The sequence below is a fragment of the Myxococcales bacterium genome (assembly GCA_016706225.1).
In the GTDB taxonomy this organism is placed as follows: Bacteria; Myxococcota_A; Polyangia; order Polyangiales; family Polyangiaceae; genus JADJKB01.
This window is the reverse complement of record JADJKB010000022.1, coordinates 267,835-288,076: the sequence shown is the minus strand read 5'-3', so window position 1 is coordinate 288,076 and position 20,242 is coordinate 267,835. Positions and strand designations below refer to the sequence as shown.

The following is a 20,242-nucleotide window of genomic DNA, read 5'->3' as shown; positions in this document are numbered from 1 at the left end:
TGCTTGCTGCGTCACTTCGGCTTGGTGCAGCCGTCGAATGCGGCCCGCTCCGCGGTGCAGTTGCCCGCCTTGAAGTCCGGCGTGCCCTTCCCGCCGCACTCCCAGGCCGAGTCCGGTAACGCGAGTACGCAGCCCATGAGTGCCTCCCATTCGGCTACGCACGCGTTGGCCGTGTAGAGACCCTCGCAGCCGGTCTTGATCTCGGTGGAGTTGTCCGTGCATCCGAGTTTCTTCGCTTGGGCGGCCAGCTTGGCGCCCGCATCGGTGCAGGTCTGGTGTGTGCCGCCGCCGCCGCCGCTGCCGCCGGTGCTGCTGCCACCCGTGCCCGAACCGGCTGCGCCGCCGCTGCCTGAGCCGGCTGCGCCACCACTGGCCGAGCCAGCCGCGCCGCCGGTGCCGCTGCCGCCGGTGCCGCTGCCGCCCGTGCCGCTACCGCCCGTGCCGGCACCACCGGATCCGCCCGTGCTGCTCCCGCCCGACCCGCCGCCATCGTCGCCGCCGCAGCCCGCGCCAAATGCGAGCGCCAGTGCGCCGCCGACCACCAACAAGTTCACACTATTCATGTAAAGCCAGCTCCTCTCGGATCCTCGACCGGCGAACATAGGCTGCTTCGCGCGTGCGCGTGCGAATACTTGGGGCGCGACCCATCAGGGGTGGTCAACCCACGCTCAGCGCACGACGAGGTCGGTCATCCAGGGCACATCGGGCGGCGTGTTGGCCTTGACTACCGCCGACCAGTCCTCGTCGGTGAGCCGCTCGAAGTTCGAGGTCAGGTGCTGGAAGTAACTGGAGACGAGCCCCGCGTAGGCACGTGGCCCGGTGCAGGTGTCCACCGTGACGACCATCAGCCGAGGCATGCCGGTTCCAACGTGCAGCACCTTGCCGACCATCCCGCCGGCTTCGTCCGTCGGCTGGGTGTGCACGTCCGCGATGGTCGGATCGAGCTTCAGGCCGCGGCTCGTGTCGAAGAACAGCTGTTTGTACCAACCAGAGCTGAAGCTCGGATCGCCACAACCCTCGCTCACCACCACCGCATCGTTGATGAACTCCATCTGCTCGGCGGAGTGCGGCGCGCCCGTCCGCTGGTTCTCGGCCATCTTGCCCAGGGTCGCCGCGACGAAGGCGAGGTTTTCGAAGTACGCCTGTGTGTCCTTGCCGAGCCAGGGCTGCTGGCTGAAGTCGAGTGTGGCGATCAGGCTGGCGCCCTTCGTTGCAAACGCGCCGAGCTTGACGAAAAACTCCGGGTACGGCTCGACGTAGGCGTCGGGGAACTCACACGAGGCGCCTCCGGTGTACGACTGCTTGGCGTAGAGAATGGTGTCGTGGCGTAGCTCCGCCCACGACGCGAGCTCGGTGTTGAGCAAGCGGCGACCCCAGGCCTCGGTCCCTGCCACCGCCGGCAAACCCACCGCCTTCGGGCTCTGGACCTGAGAGCTCGGCGCGAGCGTGCGCAGCATGCCGAGCCAGAGATTGTAGAGGTTTCCTTCCCAGTACTCTGCCGGGTGGGCGTCCGCGAGCACGCGCATCGACGCGAGGTCGGGCGCGTACTTCCACTTGTCGAGCTCCGGGCCCAAGAGCAGGCCGGCCTGATCGTTGCCGAAGGCCGCGAAGGCTGCGTCGAGCGGGTCTGGCAGCATGCGCATCTGTGTGCCGTGCTGCACCCGGTCATAGACCACGTTGCTGAACACGTGGCTGTCGAGCACGTAGCGCTGGCCAAACAGCAAGAACGAGCTCGACAGCGGGAGGGTTCCGCTGCCAAGGCCGTTGATCATGATGTGGCTGGAAATGCGCTGCGTACCGTAGCCACCGCTGACGACCGCCTGGGCAATGACCGCGTCCGTTGTCTGTGAGAGGTCCTTGGCGGCACTCAGGCCCAGGTCTCCGAGCAGTGCGTCGAGCTCCGGCACTACCATGCTGTCGTGCTCACCAACGAACGCGCCGATGGTGTCGTCGACGCGCTTCCAGTCCGAGAGCGCCGTCTCGGACATCAGCGCCCGAAGTGTGTAGGCGCCCTCCAGCTGGCGGCGGTGAAAGACCTGGCTGCCGTCTTCTTGGGTCTCGAGGATGCGGAAGTCGATGCGCCCGAGCCACATCATGGCGCGGAAATAGCGCTGCATCTCCGCGAGGTCGGTGTAGTGGCCACGCGGCTTGAACTGCGAGAAGTCCAGGATGCGCTTGGCGTCGAACAGCATGATGGCCTTTTCGCCCTGTGCCGCGACCGCGCTGGCGAGCAGTGACCCGACCTCCGCCTTGCTGGCACCGGCCACGGGCTCGACGACGTTACCGCCGAGCAGGCTCATCGCCACACACAGGTACAGGTCGGCGTCGGCGCGCGCTTGGGCACCAAGGGCGCTGCCTGCGCCTTGCTGAAGCTCGGCGCGCATGCTCCCCAGCAAGCGCGTGAGCGTCGGGATCAGCGCGTACATTTCCACCCGCATCAAGAGCGAGTCATAGGACTGGTGCACGGCGTACAAGATCGAGTCCGCCGACACGTAGACCGGCAGGTCTTCGAGGTAGATGCTCTGGTAGCCATAGACGAAGCTGGGAAACCGGCGGTTCTCGCTGATCACGAAGCCGCGCTTGCCCAGGGTGTTCTGCTCGGCGCTGGGGAGCGCGAGCGCCGACTTCTGGATCAGGTCGAGGCCCGCCGCCGTGAGCGGCGAGTAGTCGAGGGAGGTGCTGAAGGGCACCGCGTACTTCGTGGCGAACCCTTGGGCGTCCAGGTTCGCGACCGCCGCGAGCTCCGCGGTCAGCTTCTCGAGCTCCGCGGCATCCCCTGTCGCGAGCTGGGTGGTCACGGCTTTGCCCGGGGTGAGTGGTTGGCTGGGTGTGGGCCCGCCGGGAACATGGGTGATCGGCGTGTCCGACTCGTCCGGTGTGCCACAACCGGTGAGCACCCCCGCCAACACCACCGCGATGAGGGAAGCTGCATTCTTCAGGGATTTCATGGGGGCCCTCCGGGGTACGGACGCCGTTCTGCCTCGGGGCAAAATTGGCACACCACAGCTGTGCAGCGTGCGTGCCAGCCCGGAGGAGCTGGCGGCCCTACAACGCTCGCCCAGCTCAGCGCAGCTCTGGAGGGCGAAGCTCACCTCTCCCGATTCGAGCAGATCCTGCGTAGCGTGCCCCACTGAGGTCAGGCGGCGCGCGTCACAACCCGACGACGTACCCCAGCGACGGCTCGATCACCTGTCCGCTCGTCGGCAGCATCTGCATGAAGTTGACGTTGAGCTGGAGCCCGCTGTCGGCGCTGACCGCGTACACGATGCCGGCGTGGAGACCGATGAACGCCTTGCCGAGTTTCTTGTACGCATCGAGCTTCAGCGGCACCGGCGGCGCGTTCCCGCGTTTGCAGGCGTCGTAGTAGGCGCCGTCCTTGGCGATCGTTGCGCCCGGTTTGCTCGCCGGTCCGCCGGGGACGCCTGCACAATCGCCGATCTTCACCGGCAGCTTTGCGTCGACCTGTGCGGCGCCGCCCTGGGCTCCGACGTACGGGCGCAAGCCGGAATCCGCAAAGGGCTTGTCACCGAACCAGTAGGAACCGCGCAGCTCGGCGTGGAAGGGCAAGAACTTCGCGTCCTTCTTCTTGCCCGATGGCGGGCCGCCACCAAACGCGTAACCCACGCGCGCACCAACGCTGAGGTTCGGGGTGGCCAGCTGATCGAACGAGATCAACGCGCGCGCGGTCGCGGGGGCTATGCCGCTCTTGATCTCGTCCGCGTACGTGGGATGCGGGTCGAAGCGGTACTGCTCTTCGGTGTCCTGGTGGTAACAGGCAAAACCGTTGTTCAGCTGGCTCTCCTGCGAGCACACCTCCTTGCCACCGGTGAAGGCGAAATCGTAGGCGAAATGCAGGCCGAGCCAGCTCTCTTTGGCCGCGCCGTGTTTCTTCTTCGCCGCGGCGCATTTCCCTTCATTACAGCTGAGCCCGCCGTCGCAGTCGTCGCTCGACTCACAGTCCGCGGCCTCCGTCTCCTCGGATTGCGGACAGCGCCCGGGTGGAGCCTTGTCGGGGAACGACGGCGGCTCTTCTTCGGTTCGCTTGACGATGTCAATCTCGATGGGTTTGCTCTTCTTTGCGTAGCCGTCCACCGGGTCACCGTTGCCATCCACGCCGCGGACGTAGAAGCGCAAGGTGCCCTTCCGCTGCAGATCCTTGCAGGGGATCGTGGCCTGCAGAGCGCCACGCTTCTTCTTCATCTTGAGGGTCTTCCAGCCGCCCCCTCCGAATTTGTAACGCAGATCGATCTTCTTGGCGCCCTCGCCGCCGCGGCAGGCGATCGGGATCGGGCGCCGGGTCTGGACCTCGGTCACCTTGAGTGAGCAGTCCATCGAGCCCCCGGTGCTCTCGGGCTCCTCGAGATCGACGCTGTCGGTTTCGCTCGGTGAGCTGACACCGCTCGGGCGAGTGCGCTTGATGGCGTTGAAGGTCTTCTTGGTCTGCGGCGTGGCCAGCGCGGCGTCCAGCTCCACTCCGGCATCGGAGGCGATGGCGTTGACAAAGGCTTCACGCGCGCCCTTCTGATCGTTCTTGCCGCTACCGCGCACGATGCCGATGTACATCCACGCCTTCGCGGTCACCGCGGGGCTGCACTGCCCACCGCAGGTCTTGATCGCGCCGAGCAGGACCTTCTCGGCCCGATTGAAGTTGGTGGTGACGTAGTGCTCGTTGATCGCCTCGTCGATCTGCTTCTTGGCGGCCACGTCACGGGACTTGGCCGCTGCCGCCGAGCCGCCGACCAGGGCGACGAGCAGCGCAATCAGGAGGGCGATCTTCGCTCGGAAGGGCACGTGAAAGTCTCGTAGCATGATGGCCCGGCGCGCTCGAACGCCTCGCACTCCCGCCGCCGCGTCAGGGCGTGATTTTGGCTTGCCCCTCGATCACACCCCAGCCCGGGCCGGGGTTCATTTTCACTCGGTATTCCCCCGGGGCGAGGCCCTCCAGCGTCGTCTCCAGCGTGCGGGGTGAGGCACAGGCGACGCGCAGCGAGCCCTTGTAGACGTCGATCGCATCTACGCTGATGACCTTGCCCCGCACGTTCGTTCGGTACTCGTAGACCGCGTCGCAGGGCAGCGCCTCGCGGTAGCGGACCACCAGCTTGCGTTTGCCCGGCACGAGCTCGAGCCCCTTCTTGTCGGGTTCTTCCGCGGGCTGGGTCGGTGAAGGAGCGGCGGTCGCGGGTGGGGGAGCCACATTCTCTGGCGGAGCGACTGACGTGGTCGTACGCGGGCCCTCCGGCTCCGCCAAGGGCGGCGTCGGCGGCGTTGGACGTGTTGAATCGCAGCCGCTGACCCAGAGCACGAGCGCGACCGCGGCGACCGGAGTGGACCTCGAACCCCGCATGCGAAGGCAAGGTACCACGCCGGTTTGGAGCGCTGCGCTATTCGGGGAAGAGCTCCCAGTCCCCGATTGCCCGGCGGCGTCGGGCCTTGGCCACCATGAACGCATCGAGGGCGACGATGGCCGACACGATGTACCCCACGCCGCAGGACGCGATGACCAGGGCCATGATCACCAGGCCCTTGGCGACCTGACCCAGCACGACGTGGCCGAGTCCCGGGGCCAGCACGCTGAGCACGATCGCGAAGAAATCCGTGGCGTCGAGTTCACCGGGTGCGTGCGAGGGGAGCGAGTTCATCAGAGGGTCCGTTGCCTTTCGCCAGACGGCCCCGATGGCCGCCGTCGGGGATCGTTCGCGGCCCCGGCGCCATTTATTTCGCGGGCGGCGGCCCGCCTTCGGCCTTGCCCCCCCGACCGACGCCGCGGAATTCCGGCCCCAGCCGAAATCCCGGTGAAAAACCCGAGATCAGGGGCTGACGGCTCAATGGACCCGAGAGTACCCTCCGCGCCCGCGTCGACCACGGCCCACCGAGAGAGGTGAAACCCCGGGTCGGCGCCCTGGTCATGGACCCCATCGCATTCGGCATCGTCGCGGCTTGCCTGCTCTCGTCGGCGCTGTTCGTGGTCCTCAGCAAGAACCTCGTTCACGCCGTGCTCTGGCTGGCGGTCACGTTGGCCACGACGGCTGCGCTCTTCGTGCTGCTCCAGGCACCGTTCCTCGCCGGCATCCAGATCCTGCTCTACACGGGCGGAGTCATCACCCTGATGCTCTTCGGCGTCATGCTCACACGCCGCCACGAGCGTTTGATGATCGAGAACGAGAGCACCGGGAGCCGGCGTGTGCCGGGCGTGCTCGCGGGCTCGGTTCTGTTCGGGGTCGTTGCCGCCGCCATCTACCGGACTCCGGGGCTGCCCACCGGCCCGGGGCGCATGGTCGCGACCCAGGAGATCGGCCACGCCTTCCTGACCGAGCACCTCCTGGCGTTCGAGGTGCTGAGCATCCTGCTGCTCATTGCGATGATCGGCGCCATCGTGCTGGCCCGGAAAGCCGACTTCGGCGCGGAGACGGAGCGCGTCATGCCCGTCCGCGGGAGGAAGGCGACCTGATGCCGCTCCAGCCTGTCCTCTTGCTCAGCGCGGCGCTGTTCTCCGTTGGTATCTACGGCGTCATCTCGCGTCGCAACGTGATCGGCATCTTGCTCAGCGTCGAGCTGATGATGAACGCCGTGAACATCAACTTCGTGGCGTTCTCGCACTATCATCAGAGCTCCGTCGGCCAGGTTTTTGCGGTCTTTGCCATCGCGCTCACCGTGGCAGAGGTGGTGGTGGGCCTCGCGCTGGTGATCCTGCTCTACCGGTCCCAGAAAGACGTGCTGGTCGACGGCGCTCGGGCGTTGAAAGGGTGAGCCTCGGCATGCTGTTCGGACTTTCACCCGTCGCCTGGGCGCTCGTCGCGCTCTTCGCCCCGCTCGCGGCGGCGTTTGTCATTGCAGTGGCCGTCCCGCTGCGCAAGGCCGGCAAACCGGCGGCGTATCTGGCCATCCTCGCCGCCGCCCTGTCGCTGGTCGGCGCCGTGTTCTTGATGCTGCGGCAGCTGCGCGCGCCGTCCGACATCTTGATCCAGACGGTGCGTTGGTTGCCCTCGAGCGGTCAGACCATCGCCGACATCGGTGTGCGCATCGACGGCATCAGCGTGCCGATGCTGGTCGTCGTGACGACCGTGGCGACCTCGGTGCAGGTCTTCTCCCTCGGCTACATGGCGGACGAGCCACCCGCCGCGTTTGGTCGCTACTTCGGCTACCACTCGCTGTTCATCTTCAGCATGAACACGCTGGTCCTCGCGCCGAACGTGCTCCAGTTGTTCGCTGGCTGGGAGCTGGTCGGCCTCACCAGTTATTTGCTGATCGGTTTCTACTGGCAGAAACCCAGCGCCGCGCGCGCGGCCGTCAAAGCCTTCTGGACCACCAAGCTCGCCGACATGGGCTTCGTGGCTGGTGTGGTGCTGTTGTTCGTCTCGACGGGTGGGTTCGGCTGGACGGCTCCCACGGATCCGACGCTTCACATGTGGATCGGGTTCGGGCTGTTCTTGGCGGTGATGGGTAAGAGCGCGCAGTTCCCGCTGCACATCTGGCTGCCGGACGCGATGGAAGGCCCGACGCCGGTCTCCGCGCTGCTGCACGCCGCCACCATGGTGGCCGCCGGCGTCTACCTGATCGTGCGCGCCAATCCGCTGTTCCAGGCGCTGCCGGTGCGTGAGCTGATGACCTGGCTCGGGGCGTTCACGGCGCTCTTTGCCGCGATCATCGCCGTCGTGCAGACCGACATCAAGAAGGTGCTCGCCTACTCGACCTGCTCCCAGCTCGGGTACATGGTGAGCGCGCTGGGCGCGGGCTCGTTGATGGGCGGATATTTCCACCTCACGACCCACGCCGCGTTCAAGGCGCTGCTCTTCCTCGGTGCCGGCAGTGTGATCCACGCGGTGCACTCCAACGAGCTCGCGGACATGGGCTATCTGTGGCCCAAGATGAAGGTCACGGCGGTGACGTTCATCTTCGGTGCGCTGGCGCTGGCGGGAGTGCCGGGCCTGGCCGGCTTCTTCAGCAAAGATCTGATCCTCGAGGCGCTGTACGAGCACCACGCCTACGGGCCGCTCGGCATGCTGATGATCGCGGCCTTCTTGACCGCCTTCTACATGGGGCGCGTGGTTTTCCTGGCCTTCTTCGGCAAGGCCACCAAGAAGACCCAGGCCGCCCACGAGAGCGGGCCCAGTATGCTCGCGCCTCTGGTGCTGCTCGCCGTCCTGTCCGTTGGCCTGGGGTACTTCGGCAAGCGCTTCGCCGGTCTCTACGGCGTCGAATATCACTTCCACCTGGGCGCCGTCGGCGGGGCCGCCTCCGTGCTCGGCCTGGCAGGCCTCGTGCTTGCGTACGCCGTCTACGGTGCGCGTTGGTTGCCGGAGTCGAGCTTCGCTTTCCTCGCGCCGGTTGCTCAGGTTGCCCGCTCCGGAGCGGTCGACAAACTGTACCTGTTTGCCTTCCACAAGCTCGCGCTCGGCCTCGCCAACATCGTCGGTTGGTTCGACCGCTACGTCGTCGACGGCGTGATGAACTTTCTGGCCTGGGCCACCATCATGGGCGGACGCCGGGCCCGCAAGCTGCAGACCGGTAACGCGGCAGACTACGTGTACGCCGTGATCGCCGGTGCCGTCGTGCTCGCGACCTGGGGGATCCTCCGATGATGGGCCTGCCGTTGCTCAGCCTGATCATCGCGGCGCCGTTCGTCGCGGCGGTGGTGCTGTTCCTCGTGCCGGACACCCAGCGGCAGCTGGTGCGCCTGGTGTCCCTCGCGGGTGCGCTCGTGTCGCTCGTCGGCAGCGTGCAGGTCGCGCGGCTGTACGACCTCGACAAGGGTGGACTGCAGCTGGCGGAGAGTTACCCGCTCGTGCCGTCGCTCGGCATCCGGATCTCACTCGCCGTCGATGGCTGGGGGGTGTCGCTGCTCTTGCTCACCGGCATCATCATCACCGCCGGAGTGCTCGCCAGCTGGACGCTGAAGGAGCGCGGCAAAGAGTTCTTCGTCTTTCTGCTGGTGCTGGTCGCTGGTGTGTTCGGTGTGTTCGTGTCGCAGGACCTGTTCGTGTTCTTCCTGTTCTACGAGATCGCCGTGCTGCCGATGTACCTCTTGATCGGCATCTGGGGCTCGAGCCACGCGGTGACCGAGGCCGGTCCCTTCAAGTTCGTGTGGAGGCTGCTCGACATCGGCGGGCGCGAATACGCGGCGATGAAGCTGACGCTGATGCTGCTGGTCGGCTCCGCCTTCATCCTGGTCGCCATCATCGCGATGTACCTGGCCGCCGGCGCGCGCACCTTCGACATGGCGGTGCTCGGCGACCATCCGTACAGCAGGGATCTACAGCTCTGGGCGTTCCCCTTCCTGTGGCTTGGCTTCGGCTCGCTCGGCGGCGTGTTTCCATTCCACACCTGGTCGCCCGACGGTCACGCCTCTGCGCCGACCGCCGTGTCCATGCTGCACGCCGGTGTGCTGATGAAGCTCGGCGCCTTCGGGGTGATGCGGGTGGGCATGATGATGCTGCCCGAGGGCGCTCAGGTCTGGGCTCCCTGGGTCGGCGGCATCGCGGTCATCAACGTGGTCTACGGCGCCCTCAGCGCGATGAGCCAGAAGGACCTCAAGTACATCATCGCCTACTCGTCGGTGAGCCACATGGGTGTGGTCATGCTGGGCGCGGCCACGCTGACACCGAACGGCTGGAACGGCGCCATCTACCAGATGTTCGCCCACGGCATCATGACGGGCATGTTCTTCGCGCTCGTCGGCCTGGTCTACGAGCGCGCGCACTCTCGCCACGTTCCCGGCATGGGCGGCTTCGCCAAATCGATGCCGGCGGTCGCGGTGTTCTTCACGCTGGCGGGGCTCTCGTCCCTCGGTCTGCCCGGCACGGCAGGATTTGTCTCGGAGCTCCTGGTCTTCCTGGGCGCCTGGCAGAGCGCTCACTGGTGGTGGGCGATCCCCGGCATCCTCGGCGCGTTCATCACCGCGGTCTACGTGCTCCGAGCGGTGCGCCAGATCTTCTGGGGCCCGGGACCGAGTGACAAGTTCCACGAGCTGAGCGACGCCACCGGCACCGAGTGGGCCGCGCCCATCATTCTCGGCGTCTGTATCATCGTGTTCGGCTGTTACCCGGTCATCGTGCTCGACTTCATCGACAAGGCGACGCCGGGGTACCTGGCTCGAGCGCAGGGCAAACACCGAAGGGGCACGAGCGCCGCCCTCGAGGCGCCGGCGAAGATCTTCACCAGCACGGCCGCCGGAGGTGAACGATGAACGTCTCCGTCATCGACCTGCTTCCACTCAGCCTCGACCTCGCGTTGTGCGCTGGCATCTTGCTGACGTTCCTGGCGGACCTGTTCTCCGGCGAAAAACCCAACCGGGCGATCGGCGTGATTCCGGCTGCCACCTTCGCCGGAGCGCTGTTCGCTTCGTTCCAGATGGACCTCTCCGGCAGTGCGTTCGGCGGGGCCTACATCGGGGACCACTGGTCGCTGTTCTTCAAGCGTGCGTTCCTGGCTGCGGGGCTGCTCGCCACGCTCGGCAGTCTGGATCACGTCGCCAAGCGCCAGCCGCACCGACAGGGTGAATACTACCTGCTGCTCATGTGCAGCGTGCTCGGCATGACCCTCTTGCCGGGCGCTCGGGATCTCGTGCTCTTGATCGTGGCCTTCGAGCTGATGGGGTTGCCGCTGTTCGTGCTGGCCGCCTTCGCCAAGACCGACGACCCGAGGGGTGTCGGGAAAGACGGTCCCGAAGCCGGGCTCAAGCTGTACCTGGTCGGCGCGGTCAGCGCGGCGATCACGTTCTTCGGGCTGTCGTTCGTCTACGGCATGAGCGGCTCGACGCGCATCGACGTCATCGCCCACACGACCATGACGCCGCTGTTCGTGGTGGGCGTGATGCTGGTGCTGGCCGGCATGGCCTTCAAGATTGGCGTCGTGCCCTTCCACATGTGGGTGCCGGACACCTACCAGGGCGCGCCCACACCGTTCGTGGCGTTTCTGTCCGTGGCGCCGAAGCTGGCGGGTTTTGCCGCCCTCGCCACGCTCTTCCACCATGGTTTTGCCCAGGCAGAGAGCGAATGGCAGCCCGTGATGTTGGCGCTGTCTCTGGTCAGCATGATCTTGGGCAACTTGCTGGCGGTGGTGCAGACCGACGTGAAGCGTCTGCTGGCGTACTCGGGCATCGGTCACATCGGTTACATGCTGATGGCGTTCGTCTCCGGCACCGCGGGCACGACGATGCTGCTCTTTTACTTCGTGGCGTACCTGGTCACGAACATCGGAGCGTTCCAGATCGTCGAGGTCGTCGAGCGCGAGACTGGCGACTCGTCGCTCTCGGCGTTCGAGGGCATGTGGAAACGCTCCCCGACCCTCGCGTTCGCAATGCTGGTGTTCCTGCTTTCCCTGGCGGGGATCCCGTTCGTGGTCGGGTTCTGGGCCAAGCTCAACGTGTTCATCGCCGCGTGGCAGAGTGGGTTCTACGCGCTCGTGATCCTCGGCGCGGTGCTCGCGGTGGTCGGGCTCTTTTATTACATGCAGATCGCCCGCGCGATGTACATGAAACCCCCGAAGCACGACGTGGAGCTGCGGGCGGCGCCGGGCTTGGCGATCTCGCTGGCGCTGTGCCTGGTGGGGGTCGTTGCCTTCGGCGCCTGGCCCCGCATCGTGCTCGACGACGCGGCTCGGGCGACGCAGCCGTTCGTGACGGCGCGGCAAGCTTCGCTGCCTTGAGCCTCAGCGCGAGCGCCCACCCGGCCTTTCCGGGGTCAATTGAGCCCGATTCTTGGCCGCTTGCTGGGATTTCTGGCTTAGCTCGGCGCGTGAAGCTCTGCGGGTCTTGTGCTCGTCCCACGGCGCGGCTGCGTCGGGCGCGCTGCCCTGCCTGTTGTCGACGTCTGGAGCGGGGACACAGTCTGGCGGGACCCTGCGCAGTGTGCGGGATCGCAGATCTTCGTGTGCTCCGGCGCCACGAGCTCAAGAACGGCTTCGTCGTTCTGTGTGCGAACCACGCGGCAATGGCTGGGCGTCGCCCGCTGACTCTGACCGAGCTGCGTGGTGAGTGCTGCCCGCTGGGCGATCGCCGTGGAGGCGAAGAGCGGCGTCAGAGCGCGCGTCGGGATGCGGAGCCGCGACCCAGGCTCGGCCGGGCGTTGCTCTCCGAGCGGCGCGCCAGTTAACGCACGAACAGCATTCCGGGTTTGCCGTCCAGGAAGGCGTTGGCCTGGCAGCTCGCGGTCATGGCCATGTTCCAGCCGTCGGGATAGAGACCGAAGTTCACGAACTCCGGGTGGTCGCGGAAGAAGAACTGATCGCCCGCGTCGGTGAACCCTGCGAAGGCGAGCATGTTGACTCCGCCGCTTGGTTTGCAGCTCCCCACCACTGTGGTTGCAGTTGGGTTGACGGCGTAGGCAAGGTTCGCGAAAGTCTTCAAATAGTTCGCGGCGACTTGCATCACGAACCCCTGAACGATGCCAAAGTCAGCATCACGCTCGGCAATCAGCACTTCGGAAAACAGGACCCGGTGTGCGTCCAGGTCCAAGGAGTAAGGTGTGTTCGGCTGGTCGAGGGAGCCCGCCCCGCGCTTCCACCCGAACCCCGTGCCCGACACGCCGCCCCCGGCCGAGCGCGCGATGAGTGTCCAACCGCCGCCATCGACGGTCATCTCGCAGTAGGCCTCGAACGGCGCGGTGCCGAGCGGCGTCAGCAGCTGTTTGCCGCTGGTCTTGATCCCCTTGGCGCGCCAGAGCTTGCAGCTCGCGGCGGTGGTGCCTCCGGCCGTTCCGCCGCCGCCCGCGGCGCCCGCTGCGCCGCCTGCTCCCCCTGTGTCGGTCGCCCCGGTGCCGCCCGCGCCGCTCGCGCCGCCCGAATTGTTTCCGCCCGCGCCGCTCGCGCCGCCGGTCGCTTCCGCCTCGAAGCTGTTGCCTGAACATGCGGCAATGACGAGACAGGTCGAGAACCAGAGCAAGCGACCGAGCATTATCTCAAAGCGAAGCAGGCCCGGCCGGCTCCGTCAATGACAGCCTCCTCGAACGAGCGGTCAGGCCTTGGTGGTGCGGGCCATCAGCACCCAGCGTGCGAAGTTTTTTCGCGTCGAGCCTCGAACGTCGGAGACCTCGGCTGAGTCAAGCGCCCCATGGGCGTCGCGGCGGTCACTGGAAGAGCTCCCCGAGATCCACGAGCACGTCCGGGAACGCCGCCGGCGCGAGCTGCGCGGTCGCCGGCACGAGCCGGTGCTTCGTGTAGCTCCCGGCGACCGGTGCTTCGAATACCTCGACCTGCTTGCCGACGACGTCCACCACCCAGTACTCCGGGACACCCGAGAGTGCATAGACTCGCGCCTTGACCCGGCGGTCGTAGGCGAGCGACGACTCCGCGACCTCAACCAAGAGGAAGGCCTGGTCTGGATGCCGGTCGGACCAGCGTCGCGGCGCTACCAGCGCGAGATCGGGCTGCGGCTGTGAGTCGTCGCCGGCGGCAAACGGCAGCTGGACGCGCACCACCGCCCGGTCCCCGACGCCCAGCACCAAGATGCGGGTGAGCACGGAGATCTCGTCCGAGTGCGGCGGCCCCACCGGGCTCATCTCGACGACCACTCCCGCGATGAGCTCGACGCGCTCGTCCCGGAAGAAGCCTTGTTCGCCCATGCGCTGGAACTCGTCCCGGCTGAGGCGCCGTGGCGAAGCGTGGTCGAGCAGCTCTTCGACGCGCATTTCTGCTGCAAACGTATCATGCGTCACCCAGTCGGTCATCTCGCTCCTCGATTCGCGCCAACACTTCGCCGGCACACACCCTGCTTCGAAAGCGTACGATCTCCGCGCCTGGCGGCAGCGCGTCGTCGCGGCATCCGCGCCGTTCGTCGACGCACAAGAGCAGCGAGCCGAGCTGCGCTTCGCGCAATCGTGCGAGCTTGTCCGCGAGGTAGCGCTCGGTCCAGAACCCCACGATCTCCACGAGCACGCGCCGCGCGTCCCGCCGGTGCACCAAGGCGAAGTCGGGGAAGAGTACGCGCCCGCCGCTGAGGGGCACCGGCTCCGGCTCGCGCACCAGGTCCCACTCGGAGCCGAGCCGAGCGAAGTCCCTTGCGAAGCGCGCCTCGACGGCGCTGTCGAACCGCTCGAGCTCGCGTCCCGCCGGAATCGGCGCCGTGTTGTCCAGGCGGTAGGTCACGAGCCCGGCTCCCGGCGCGAGCGAGACCTTCGCCTCGAGCTCGAAGCGCTCGCACCACATCGCCCGCGGCACCAGCGACGCCAGTCGCTTGCCATAGATCAGCGTGTGGCGGAAGAGCGCGAACGGCCCGGAGACGTCCAGCACGATGCCGCCGCCTGCGCTGGCTTCCGCCGTGCAGATCAGGCCGACCAGCTGCGCGTGCCGCACCAGCGCTCGCGTATTGCCGAACGCCTTCACACGCAGCGACCGCGCGCGCCCGAGCAGCGCCGAGGCCAGGGCCAGGTTCGTGTTCTGTGCGAGCGCAACCGTTGAGAGCTCCGCGGGCACTGGCCCGACGCGCTCGCTCGAGCGCAGATCCCCGAACAACTGCTCCTCCAGCGCCTCGGGCTCGAGCTCGAGCTCCCGCGCGACGAGCGCCATTACCTCCGCGCGGTCCGGCACCTCCGCCGCGCGACCAAACACGGCGCGCCGCACGGCCTCGGGAGCCACCGGCCTGCAAGGCTTCGAACGCGTTGCGCGGTCGAGCACGTGGCGCGCCATCCGCAGGGGTGCCTTGGGCGCGCGCACCACCAGCGGCTCCCCCAGGCGCTCGCCGAGCGCGCTCCGCGGCCTGCCTTCGAAGGCTGCATAGACGTCGAGCAGGGCTCGCAGCCACGGCTCGTCCCGCGGCCCTAGATAGCGCGGCACGACCAGGGCCCCATCGAGACCGACGCTAGCGGACAGCAGCGCTCGCGGCAGCAAGGCCCCGCCTCCTCTCCCGCGACTGCGCCACCTCTCGAGTGCCGGCGCTGACCAGCTCGTAGACCGTGGCGCGCTTGCCGGGTCTGGGCCTGAGCAGGCGGCCGATGCGCTGCACGTGCTCTCGCTCGCCAAGCGTACCACCGACGATCACCGCCACGTCGGCGTCCGGCACGTCGATGCCCTCGTTCAGCACTCGCGACGAGACCAGCGCGCGCAGCGAACCTTCCTGGAAGGCCGACAGCGCGCGGGCGCGTTCCTTGCGCCGGATCTCGCAGGTGATGGGCGTGATCAGCTCGCACCGGGCAATGGTGTAGGCCGCGTGGTTGTCGGCGGTGAAGACCAGCACTTTCGAGCTCCGGTGGCGCTGCAGGATCTCGTGGACCGCCGCGAGCTTCTTCCGCGTCAAGCTCAGGAGGCGCCGGCTACGCCTCCAGGCCGCGAGCGCCGCACGGCCTTCAGCCGACTGCATCGCCACGCTGGTGAAGTCCTGCCAGGCTGCGTTCGGGTTCTGTCGCGCGAACGGCTTGAACACCGTCACGAAGCGCCCGTGGTCCTCCTGGTACCGGCGCCTCTCATCGGCATCGAGCGCCAGGCGCAGCTCGATCAGATCGAAGTCGGCCAGGTACGTCCCCGTCAGATCTGCGACACCGAGCTCGTACACCACCGGTCCGATGAGCCCATCGAGGCGCGCCAGTGCGACCGGATCGGGCGGTGTGGCGGTGAGCCCCAGCCGGTGCTGGGCCACGCACATCTCCAGGAGCTCGTCGCGCTGGCCGAGCCCGAAGTGATGCACCTCATCGACGATCAAGACGTCGAAGCGCGAGCCGAGCTCCGGCATGAGGCGGTAGGCGCTCTCGAACGTCGCGACGGTCACGGTGCCGTTCCTCCGCTCGCCGTCGCCCCAGATCCCGACGGGCTCCGGGCACACCCGGCCGAGCTCAGCGTGCCACTGCGCGAGCAGCGCGCGGGTTGGCACCACGACCAGCGCCGGCAGCCGAAGTTCCGCCAGGGCCGCGACGGCCACGCGGGTCTTGCCCGCCCCCGTCGGCAAGACCACCAGCCCGCGGCGCTCCGCCAGCGTCCACGCCAGGAGCGCGCCCTTCTGGTACGGCCGGAGCGTGGGCTCCGTCCACGGCGCCGATAGTGCCGATGGCACCGGACGCACGGTGTCTTCGAGCGGCAGCCTCTTTGCTCGCAACGTGTGAGTGAGCTCGGCGTGAAAGTGCGCCGGGGCTCGCCACAGCGCCACGCGCGGATCCCACATGACCCCTGGCGCAAACCCGAGATCGAGCTCCGGCGGCTCGGAGATGACCAGCGTGCCGTGTTCGAACGAAAGGCGCATGGCCCGCGTGGTGCACGGGCCATACCAGCGCATGTTGCGCGAAGAATCGGGGCCACCAGGGGTGGCGAAGTGGCGAAGTGCGGCGAACCTCCGCCACTACTGGCGAAGGATTCAGGCGACCTCGCGGCGCGACGCGGGCCAAGCCGCACTGCCAGCCGACCGGCTGCGCTGGACCCGCCCAGTCGACTGTTGTTTTCGTGCGCTCTCGCAGCGCGACCGCGGTCGAACGGCCGGCGAGAAGGCGCCATCGCGCAGGGCTCGATGGACACAGAAGAGGGCGCCAAGAACGCGCGGCGACGGTGTAGGCTTCGGTCCATGAGCAGCTTCGGGCGTAAGATCAAGCGCAGCGCCGGTCGTCACCATGCGGGATCCGGGAGCATCGATGCACGCCTGGCCACGCTCGAGCAGCTCACCATTGACAGCCGGGACCTGAGCGTACCGGTGACGTATTTCCACGACGAGCTCGCCAGCCTCGACGACCTCGGGCGAGCGAGCCGCAGCGCAAACTCGGAGCTCTTGTCCCGAATCGTCGAGGCCACGCTGAAGCGCACGCTGCCGGGTTTCGAGATCGCCGAGTCGGCGTTCTTCCAAATCGAGGCCCTTCGATTTTGGCACGGCTTCGCGAGCGGTGCGAAGGGAGAATTTGCTGCCTTCTTCTATTTCGAAGGCATCGGTGTAGGTGTCGCACACGTCGTCGAGAAAGCGATCGGGGGCACGAGTCACTTCGTCCGCTTCACGGGCGTTCCGCTCAGCGCGCCGGTGCTGCCTGGGCCGGTTCAGCGCGGGCAAGGCTGACACGAACCCCTGGAGTCTCACGACCAGCCGTGGTGATCCTCGAGCGCTTCTACCCGCTCGCGCGATTTCGCAGAAGACGCTGTACGCACTGGAGGAGCTGCTCGCCCGGTGAGCGCGCGAGCCTCCGGTTCATCAGAGGCGTTTCAGCCAAGGGCTCGAGCAGCGCTCGCGCCGAGCTCAGGCCTTGGTGGCGCGCGCCGTCAGCACCCAGCCGAAGGCGATCGTCTCGAGCCTCTCGCGGCGTGCATCGACCTTGTGGAGCAGCGCGCGAAGTTTCTTCGCGTCGAGCTTGGAGGGGTGCAGCGCCTTGCGGCTGAACCCCTGCACCCGCGCAATGGCTTCCAGCGCCGTGAGCTCGATGACCACCAGCGAGCGCGAGGCGTAGTTCGGCGTGGTCAAGAACACGAGGCCGCCCGGGCGGACCACTCGAAACGCTTCGCGCAGCCAGGGCTCGGGCTCCGGCAGGTGTTCGATCACGTCCATCGAGACCAGGCCGTCGAAGTGCCCGTCGGGATACGGTAGGGGCTCACCGGGAACGAGCACGTCGGTATGCGCGATGCGCGCGCCGTGGATCTTCTGCGCGAGCTCCATGGCCCGGGGATCGATGTCCGCCAAGGTGAGCTCTTTGCCCGCCGCGTCGATCGAGTCGAGCTCGAAAAACGGACCCGAACCCAGATTCAAGATGCGCGGCCCCGGCACTTCGTAGTCGAGCGCGTTGATGATCGGCCCGTGGTAGAGCCGCCAGGGAAACCTCAGCTTGAGCCGATGGTTGCTGAAATAGTCGACGGCTTCGGCCATTTCCTCACTCCGGCCGCGAGCACACCATCAGGAACTCCGCGGTCGGTGCTGGGTCGCTGCCGGCCGCGAGCGCGGCGCGCACGGCGCCAAACGCAGGGCGCGCGGCGAGCTTGCGCAAGCGCGGAAAATTGGTCCAGCGCGTGGTCATCTTCTTGTTCACGAACCCGAGCAGGGACGGCACGAGCAGGAGCTCGAAGGCGACGGTGGTCGCGGTGCTGAGCACGGGCTCGGCGCGCTCGACGCGCAAGCCCGCCTTCTCCATGCAGGCGCGCCAGCCCGCTTCGTCGTAGAGGTGATGGTGTTTGAACGTGTGATCGACCGCGTCCTGGAGGGCTTGTCCCGCCGACTCGAGTCCCAGCGCCTTCAAGAGCCGCACGCTCAGGAACCAGGACGCCCAGTCGCGATTCGGCACGAACATGTAGGCGCGCCCCCCTGGTTTCAGGCTGCCGCGAATGGTGCGGAGAGCCGCGTCGAGGTCGGGGATGTGCTCGAGGGAACAGTTGGCGACGCAGGTCGAGAAGAACCCTTCGGGTAGCTTGGCGCGGGTGATGTCGCCGAGGATCACCTGGGCGTAGGCGCGGCTCGACAGCGCCCAGGCGCCCTCCTTGGCGTCGATGTCGATCCCCCAGATCTCGGTGTTGCCGAAGGCGACCGTGGCAAACAGACCGTCCCCGCAGCCCACGTCCAAGATCGGACCCGGGCAGTCGAAGCGACGGAGCTCCGTGAGGCGCGCGCACTCCTTCACGCACAGCGCCGCGGGCGCGTAGGGGAAGTAACGCTCGAAGTCCTCGAAGCCGACCTCTTCCTTGGGCATGGGGGCGCGTACTCTAGATCATTTTTGCGCCGCGATTGCCCCGAGAAAAGCCCTCAGCAGGCGCTGGTGAGCAAGAACACGCCGAAGCGCTTGCCGGGCTGTTCCGCCGGGGTGATGGCGCCCGGAAGGCCGATGGGTTGAGCCACGCTGGGCGCGGCCATCGGCACACTGAGGGGTTTGCCGTCGAAGGTGCCCGAGAGCACGGGCGCTCCGAACACGTCCTGGACGCTGCGAAGCTCGTACTTCGCTCCGGGGGCGACCACCGCGCTCACGTCGACCGAGACGCTGTCCGCGTTCTCCCAGTTGTAGACGATGACGTGAGCGCGCCCTTTCTCCCAGGGGTTGGGCCGCACCGCGATCTTGTTCGTGCCGGGCACTGCGCTCTGGAAGGTGTTGTTCGGGTAGCTCGCCGTCGTCACGCCGTTGACCGCGCCGATGAAGGTATTGCCGCTCATGTCGACGGTCTTCCACGATGGCTGGAACGTGGTGTCGCCGACCAGGTAGTTGTCGAGCAGCTTCGCGTCTTCGTTGGGCGCCTTCCAGCCGAGGCGCAGGTCGCGCTCGCCCGGGCTCTCGGCCCAGCCGAAATTCTCTTTCAGCTCGACCCGCGCCACCGGGTGCGTCCCGTTGTGACCGACCATGCAACCGTCGTAGTACTTGCTGGTCGCGGCGCCGGGGCTCTCGGGCACGGCCGAAGCCGCACCGTTGCCGAACCAGACGTTGCCGCGGATCTCGTAACCTTCCGCGAAGTACTTGTCGGTGTCGGAGTAGGCGTGCACACCAAACCCGAAGGCGTTGAACACGACGTTGTCGAAGATGTGTTTGGTGCCGTCGCGGTTCTGCAAATACAGGTGATGGCCGTGGGAGCGATCCACGTCGTCCCAGCCGTTGTTGTAGAGGATGCACCCCGCGACCTCGAGCTCCAGGGCGTACTCGGGGTTCGTTGCGCCGGCGCTGTTGCAGATCACCCCCGTGCCGGTGTCGTGCACGACCAGGTTCACGAGCTTGGCATTCTGCGCTTCGACGTAGATGCCGCTGGGGCGCGTCGTCTTGCGATCGGGGGCGGTGTTCGTGACCTCGAGATCGCGGATGACCACCCACTGTTTGTAGACTTGCAGTGTCGGTTCGGTGGAGCTCGCCCCGTCGAGCGTGGCCCACTCGCCGGGCGCGCTCCGCAGGGTGATCGGCGCGCCGCTCTGGCCCGCGAGCTTGCTCACGAAGCCGCCTTGGTAGACGCCGCCGTGCACGAGCACCGTGTCGCCGGGTTTCACAGCGGCGGGTCCGAGCAATGCGGTCGGCAGATCCCAGGGTTTCGCCGCGCTGCCGTCTCCACTCGCGGTCCCGCTGAGCGCGGCGTGGAACACGTTGCCACTCGGGCTTCCACCGGTGCCCGCGCAGGTGGGAATGGTCGTGCCGCCACTTCCTCCCGCGCCCGCGCCTCCGGCTGCGCCGCCGCTGCCGCCGGTCGAGGTGGTCCCAGCGTTGCCTCCGCTGTTCGCGGTGCCGCCGCTGCCGGGCTTGCCTCCGGTCGACGCGCTGCCCCCATCGTCTCCACCGCCGCAGCCGAGCGCGATGCAAGTTGCGAGCAGCGTGCAAGTGTTCGTGCGCCGCACGAGGGGAAGCATACGCCGAGTGTGTGCGGCGTGCTTCGTCGTTTCGCGCAGGGGACGCGA

At 67.3% G+C, this 20,242-nt stretch carries 18 protein-coding genes; 6 read left to right on the top strand and 12 right to left on the bottom strand.

Going from position 1 to position 20,242, the window contains the following annotated elements:
* Nucleotides 1–11 precede the first annotated feature (11 nt).
* The 5 genes from IPI67_32335 to IPI67_32315 form a co-directional block, all read right to left on the bottom strand.
* Nucleotides 12–563, bottom strand: a complete 552-nt coding sequence (locus IPI67_32335; GenBank protein ID MBK7584866.1) for a hypothetical protein — start codon at nt 561–563, stop codon at nt 12–14.
* 105 nt (nt 564–668) lie between these two features.
* The gene (locus IPI67_32330) at nt 669–2,948 is read right to left on the bottom strand and encodes a DUF3160 domain-containing protein (protein ID MBK7584865.1); all 2,280 of its coding nucleotides are present in this window, start codon (nt 2,946–2,948) and stop codon (nt 669–671) included.
* Nucleotides 2,949–3,150: 202 nt separating this feature from the next.
* A complete protein-coding gene (locus IPI67_32325; protein ID MBK7584864.1) occupies nt 3,151–4,791 on the bottom strand; it encodes a hypothetical protein in 1,641 nt (546 codons plus the stop codon).
* Between the two features lie 61 nt (nt 4,792–4,852).
* Nucleotides 4,853–5,344, bottom strand: a complete 492-nt coding sequence (locus tag IPI67_32320; GenBank protein ID MBK7584863.1) for a hypothetical protein — start codon at nt 5,342–5,344, stop codon at nt 4,853–4,855.
* Between the two features lie 37 nt (nt 5,345–5,381).
* Nucleotides 5,382–5,639, bottom strand: coding sequence for a hypothetical protein (locus tag IPI67_32315; protein ID MBK7584862.1), 258 nt, complete (start codon nt 5,637–5,639; stop codon nt 5,382–5,384).
* Nucleotides 5,640–5,905: 266 nt separating this feature from the next.
* Between IPI67_32315 and IPI67_32310 the strand changes: the two genes are divergently transcribed.
* The 5 genes from IPI67_32310 to IPI67_32290 are packed head-to-tail and all read left to right on the top strand — an operon-like array spanning nt 5,906 to nt 11,643.
* Entirely contained in the window at nt 5,906–6,448 is a 543-nt protein-coding gene (locus IPI67_32310) for an NADH-quinone oxidoreductase subunit J (GenBank protein MBK7584861.1), read from the top strand.
* Nucleotides 6,445–6,747 carry an NADH-quinone oxidoreductase subunit NuoK gene (nuoK, locus tag IPI67_32305; protein ID MBK7584860.1) on the top strand — a complete coding sequence of 101 codons (303 nt, stop codon included), beginning with the start codon at nt 6,445–6,447 and terminating at the stop codon, nt 6,745–6,747. The genes IPI67_32310 and nuoK overlap by 4 nt, the downstream gene beginning before the upstream one ends.
* A gap of 8 nt (nt 6,748–6,755) precedes the next feature.
* The gene (gene nuoL, locus IPI67_32300) at nt 6,756–8,579 is read left to right on the top strand and encodes an NADH-quinone oxidoreductase subunit L (GenBank protein ID MBK7584859.1); all 1,824 of its coding nucleotides are present in this window, start codon (nt 6,756–6,758) and stop codon (nt 8,577–8,579) included.
* Nucleotides 8,576–10,183 carry an NADH-quinone oxidoreductase subunit M gene (locus IPI67_32295; protein MBK7584858.1) on the top strand — a complete coding sequence of 536 codons (1,608 nt, stop codon included), beginning with the start codon at nt 8,576–8,578 and terminating at the stop codon, nt 10,181–10,183. The genes nuoL and IPI67_32295 overlap by 4 nt, the downstream gene beginning before the upstream one ends.
* Nucleotides 10,180–11,643, top strand: coding sequence for an NADH-quinone oxidoreductase subunit N (locus IPI67_32290; protein ID MBK7584857.1), 1,464 nt, complete (start codon nt 10,180–10,182; stop codon nt 11,641–11,643). Before IPI67_32295 ends, IPI67_32290 begins: the two co-directional genes overlap by 4 nt.
* 442 nt (nt 11,644–12,085) lie before the next feature.
* Here the strand turns inward: IPI67_32290 and IPI67_32285 are convergent, their stop codons facing one another.
* The 4 genes from IPI67_32285 to IPI67_32270 all read right to left on the bottom strand — a co-directional run bounded on the left by IPI67_32285 (nt 12,086) and on the right by IPI67_32270 (nt 16,162).
* Nucleotides 12,086–12,889, bottom strand: coding sequence for a hypothetical protein (locus tag IPI67_32285; protein ID MBK7584856.1), 804 nt, complete (start codon nt 12,887–12,889; stop codon nt 12,086–12,088).
* 172 nt (nt 12,890–13,061) lie between these two features.
* Nucleotides 13,062–13,661, bottom strand: a complete 600-nt coding sequence (locus IPI67_32280; protein MBK7584855.1) for a Uma2 family endonuclease — start codon at nt 13,659–13,661, stop codon at nt 13,062–13,064.
* Entirely contained in the window at nt 13,639–14,820 is a 1,182-nt protein-coding gene (locus IPI67_32275) for a DUF790 family protein (GenBank protein MBK7584854.1), read from the bottom strand. The genes IPI67_32280 and IPI67_32275 overlap by 23 nt, the downstream gene beginning before the upstream one ends.
* Entirely contained in the window at nt 14,792–16,162 is a 1,371-nt protein-coding gene (locus tag IPI67_32270) for a DEAD/DEAH box helicase family protein (GenBank protein ID MBK7584853.1), read from the bottom strand. The genes IPI67_32275 and IPI67_32270 overlap by 29 nt, the downstream gene beginning before the upstream one ends.
* Before the next feature lie 315 nt (nt 16,163–16,477).
* Between IPI67_32270 and IPI67_32265 the strand changes: the two genes are divergently transcribed.
* A complete protein-coding gene (locus tag IPI67_32265; protein ID MBK7584852.1) occupies nt 16,478–16,957 on the top strand; it encodes a hypothetical protein in 480 nt (159 codons plus the stop codon).
* A gap of 177 nt (nt 16,958–17,134) precedes the next feature.
* On the opposite strand, the gene IPI67_32260 is transcribed toward IPI67_32265, so the two are convergent.
* The 3 genes from IPI67_32260 to IPI67_32250 are packed head-to-tail and all read right to left on the bottom strand — an operon-like array spanning nt 17,135 to nt 20,182.
* Nucleotides 17,135–17,755, bottom strand: coding sequence for a methyltransferase domain-containing protein (locus IPI67_32260; protein MBK7584851.1), 621 nt, complete (start codon nt 17,753–17,755; stop codon nt 17,135–17,137).
* Between the two features lie 4 nt (nt 17,756–17,759).
* On the bottom strand, nt 17,760–18,569 hold the full coding sequence (locus IPI67_32255; GenBank protein ID MBK7584850.1) for a class I SAM-dependent methyltransferase: 810 nt from the start codon (nt 18,567–18,569) through the stop codon (nt 17,760–17,762).
* A 53-nt stretch (nt 18,570–18,622) separates the two neighbouring features.
* On the bottom strand, nt 18,623–20,182 hold the full coding sequence (locus tag IPI67_32250; GenBank protein MBK7584849.1) for a hypothetical protein: 1,560 nt from the start codon (nt 20,180–20,182) through the stop codon (nt 18,623–18,625).
* Between the last annotated feature and the right edge of the window lie 60 nt (nt 20,183–20,242).